This is a genomic window from uncultured Maricaulis sp., from assembly GCF_963976135.1.
Classification (GTDB): domain Bacteria; phylum Pseudomonadota; class Alphaproteobacteria; order Caulobacterales; family Maricaulaceae; genus Maricaulis.
On record NZ_CAXBKN010000152.1, the window covers coordinates 1 to 3,961 of the forward strand.

Below are 3,961 nucleotides of genomic sequence, written 5' to 3' on the forward strand. Positions count from 1 at the left end.
CTGCGCCCCGTCCCTGTCCCACAAGCCAATCGCCCTATACTGAAGCCCACGAATCACGAGGCGCTATTCCATGGGCGATAATTTCGATCCTGATGCCGGTCATATCATCGAGGAACCCTTCGATGAGGCGCTGTCCAAGCGCTATCTGGCCTATGCGCTGTCGACCATCACCCAGCGGGCGCTGCCCGATGCCCGTGACGGGCTGAAACCGGTTCACCGGCGGCTTCTGCATGCGATGCGCGAGCTGAAGCTGAACCCGGATTCGGCCTTCAAGAAATCGGCCCGCGTCGTCGGTGATGTGATCGGTAAATATCACCCGCATGGCGACCAGTCGGTCTATGAGGCGCTGGTGCGTCTGGCCCAGGATTTCGCCTCGCGCTATCCGCTGGTCGAGGGCCAGGGCAATTTCGGCAATATTGACGGCGATAGCGCGGCCGCCATGCGCTACACCGAGACCCGCCTGACCAAGGCGGCCGAGCTGCTGCTGCAGGACATTGAACACGGCACGGTCGATTTCGAGGACACTTATGACGGCTCGGAACGCGAGCCGCTGGTCCTGCCCGGCGCCTTTCCCAACCTTCTGGCCAATGGCTCGACCGGCATTGCCGTCGGCATGGCGACCTCCATCCCGCCGCATAATGCCTGGGAGCTGTGCAAGGCGGCGCGGCATCTGATCAAGAAACCCGATGCCGAGACGGTCGATCTGCTGAAATACGTCAAGGGCCCCGATTTCCCGACCGGTGGCATTATCATCGAGCCGGAAACGGCGATCCGGGAGGCCTATGAGACCGGGCGCGGCGGGTTCCGGGTGCGGGCGAAATGGGAGATCGAGGATGTCGGCCGCGGCATGTGGCGCATCGTCATCACCGAAATCCCCTATCTGGTGCAAAAATCCAAACTGGTCGAGCGCATCGCCCTGATGATGGAAGCCAAGCGCCTGCCTTTGCTGGAGGATGTGCTCGACGAGAGCGCCGAGGATATCCGCCTCGTGCTGGAGCCGAAGAGCAAGCTGGTCGATCCGGAACTCCTGATGGAGTCGGTGTTCAAGCTGACCGATCTGGAAAACCGCTTCCCGCTCAATCTCAATGTGCTTGATCCGGAAGGCACGCCGCGGGTGATGAGCCTGAAGGATGTGCTCGCCATCTGGGTCGAGCACCGCCGCGAGGTTGCGGTGCGCCGGGCCGAGACGCGTCTGGCCAAGGTTGAAGACCGGCTGGAAGTACTGGCCGGCTATCTCATCGTCTATGCCGATCTGGACGAAGTGATCCGCATCATCCGTTTCGAGGACAAGCCCAAAGACAAGCTGATGGCCACCTTCGAACTGTCAGACCGGCAGGCCGAAGCCATTCTCAACATGCGGCTGCGCAGCTTGCGCAAGCTTGAGGAGCTGGAAATCCGCAAGGAAGACGACACTCTGCGCGGCGAGCGCCAGAGCCTGTCGGATCTGATCGCCTCGCCTGAGCTGCAATGGGCCAAGGTTGACGGCGAGATCGCCGAGGTCGAAAAATTCTACGGCCCCAAAACGGCGATTGGCGCCCGCCGTTCGGTGTTTGCCGACGCGCCATTGGTCTCGGCCGAGACGTCGATTGAAGCCTTTATCGTGCGCGAACCGATCACCGCCGTGCTCTCGGAGCGTGGCTGGGTGAGGGCGCTCAAGGGCCATAGCTCCGACGTCACCGAGCTGAAATTCAAGGAGGGTGACCGCTCCGCCTTCGCCGTCAAATGCGAGACCACCGACAAGTTGTTGATGTTCGCGACGGACGGGAAATTCTATACGCTCGACGCCAATAATCTGCCCGGCGGCCGCGGCCATGGCGAGCCGGTCCGCCTGCATGTCGACCTGCCCGATGATGCGGCGCCAATCGGCCTGTTCAAATACGATCCCGAGCGCACGCTGCTGATTGCCTCGGGCGAGGGGCATGGTTTCCGCGTTCTGGAGAAGGATTGCATGGCGGCGAAGAAGGGCGGCAAGCAAATCCTCAATCTGGTCGAGGGCGATGAGGCCCTGTTGTGCATCCCGGCGATGGGCGACCAGGTCGCGGTCATCGGCGAGAACAAGAAGCTTCTGGTCTTCCCGCTCGACGAAATCTCGGTCATGACCCGCGGCAAGGGCGTACGCCTGCTGGGCGGCAAGGGCGCCCGTGTCGCCGATGTGATGGTGTTTTCGGGCGAGGAGGGCCTCAGCTGGCTCGACGGTGCGGGCCGCCGTCACGGTCTCGATGACTGGAAGATGTGGTGCGGCAAGCGCGCCCAGGCCGGCCGGATGGCGCCGCGCGGTTTTCCGCGCAGCCTGCGTTTTGCACCACGCGGCTCGGAATTCCTCGCTTCACAGGCGAAAGCTGAATAAATAGATTATCGTATCGAAATTTCGGCCCTTATGGCCTGCCCGGGAGAATAAAGCATGGACGCGTCAATCATCCTTCTTATCGTTGTTATCGTTGTCGGCTTCATCCTGGTCGGGATCTATAACCGCCTCGTGGCGCTGCGGCAGACCTGTAACCAGGCCTGGGGCGATGTCGATGTCCAGCTCAAGCAGCGCCATGACGTCATTCCCAATCTGGTCGAGACCGTGAAGGGCTATGCCAAGCACGAAACCGATACGCTGGAAAACGTCATCAAGGCGCGCCAGGCCGCGATTGTCGCTCCGAATGTGAAAGAGCTCGCCGGCGCTGAAAACATGCTCTCCGGCGCCCTGCGTCAGCTGTTCGCGCTGTCGGAAAGCTATCCTGACCTGAAGGCCAACCAGAACTTCATGCAGCTGCAGAGCGAATTGTCGGACCTGGAAAACAAGATCGCCGCTGCGCGCCGCTTCTTCAACAATGCCGTCGCCGAATTCAACACCGCGATCGAGCAATTCCCGGCCGTGTTGATGGCGAGCATGTTCGGCTTTGCCAAGCGCGACTTCTTCGAGGTCGCCGAGGCCGAGCGTGCGGCGCCCCAGGTCAAGTTCTAGGATCAAATCCCATGATGTTCGGGGCGGCAGGACTTCGCACCCATATCTGGAATAATAATCTCAAATCCATCCTCCTGCTGGCCGGATTTCCGGTTCTGCTGACCCTGATCGGCTATGCCATCGCCCTGGTCATCATCGCGATGACCGGCGAGGGCGATTACATGGCCGGCAAGGGTTATGCCGGCGAGGCGACGCTCGGCCAGTCGATGATGGCGGCGGTGAATATCCTGCCGGAAATCGCCGTTTTCGCCACGATCGGAGCGGGCATCTGGTTCATCATCGCCTGGTTCGGGCATCAGGCGATGATCAATGCCGCCACCGGCGCCAGCTCCGTCACCCGCAAGGACGAGCCGCGCTTTTATAATCTGCTCGAAAACCTGTGCATCTCGCGCGGCATGACCATCCCGAAAATGGCGATCATCGAGACGCCCGGCCTCAATGCCTATGCCTCCGGCCTCACCGAGGGCCAATACACCGTCACCGTTACACGCGGCCTGATGGACACCCTCAATGATGCCGAGCTGGAAGCCGTGCTCGCCCACGAGCTTTCCCATATCCGCCACAGGGATGTGCGCCTGCTGGTGATCGCGATCATTTTCGTCGGCATTATTTCCTTCGCCGGCGAGATCGCCTTTCGCGGCATGCTGCATGGTGGGCTGCGCGCCAGCAGCCAGGCCGGATCGCGCCGCGGCGGCGGCTCGCGCAATGGCGGCGCGCTGATCTTCATCGCGCTGGCCTGTATCGCCATCGCCTATATCCTGGCGATCCTGATCCGTTTCTCGCTGTCGCGGCGGCGCGAATACATGGCCGATGCCGGCGCTGTCGAGCTGACGCGCAATCCCGATGCGATGATCTCGGCGCTGGCGAAGATCTCCGGCCATTCCGAGGTTGGCGACGCGCCCGACGAGGTCCGCGAAATGTTCATCGAGAACCCGCATACCGGCTTCATGGGCGTGTTCGCGACCCACCCGCCGATCGAGAAACGCATCGAGATGCTGGTGCAGTATG

The 3,961-nt window shown here is 61.7% G+C and carries 3 protein-coding genes; all 3 read left to right on the plus strand.

The annotated features are described in order from the left end of the window. Positions 1-70 precede the first annotated feature (70 nt). Entirely contained in the window at positions 71-2,347 is a 2,277-nt protein-coding gene (gene parC / locus AAC023_RS13860) for a DNA topoisomerase IV subunit A (RefSeq protein WP_339741783.1), read from the plus strand. 54 nt (positions 2,348-2,401) lie between these two features. Beyond that, positions 2,402-2,953, plus strand: a complete 552-nt coding sequence (locus tag AAC023_RS13865) for a LemA family protein (protein ID WP_339741784.1) — start codon at positions 2,402-2,404, stop codon at positions 2,951-2,953. An 11-nt stretch (positions 2,954-2,964) separates the two neighbouring features. Further along, positions 2,965-3,961 (plus strand): M48 family metallopeptidase (locus AAC023_RS13870; RefSeq protein WP_339741785.1); only part of this gene is annotated, 997 nt, incomplete at its 3' end.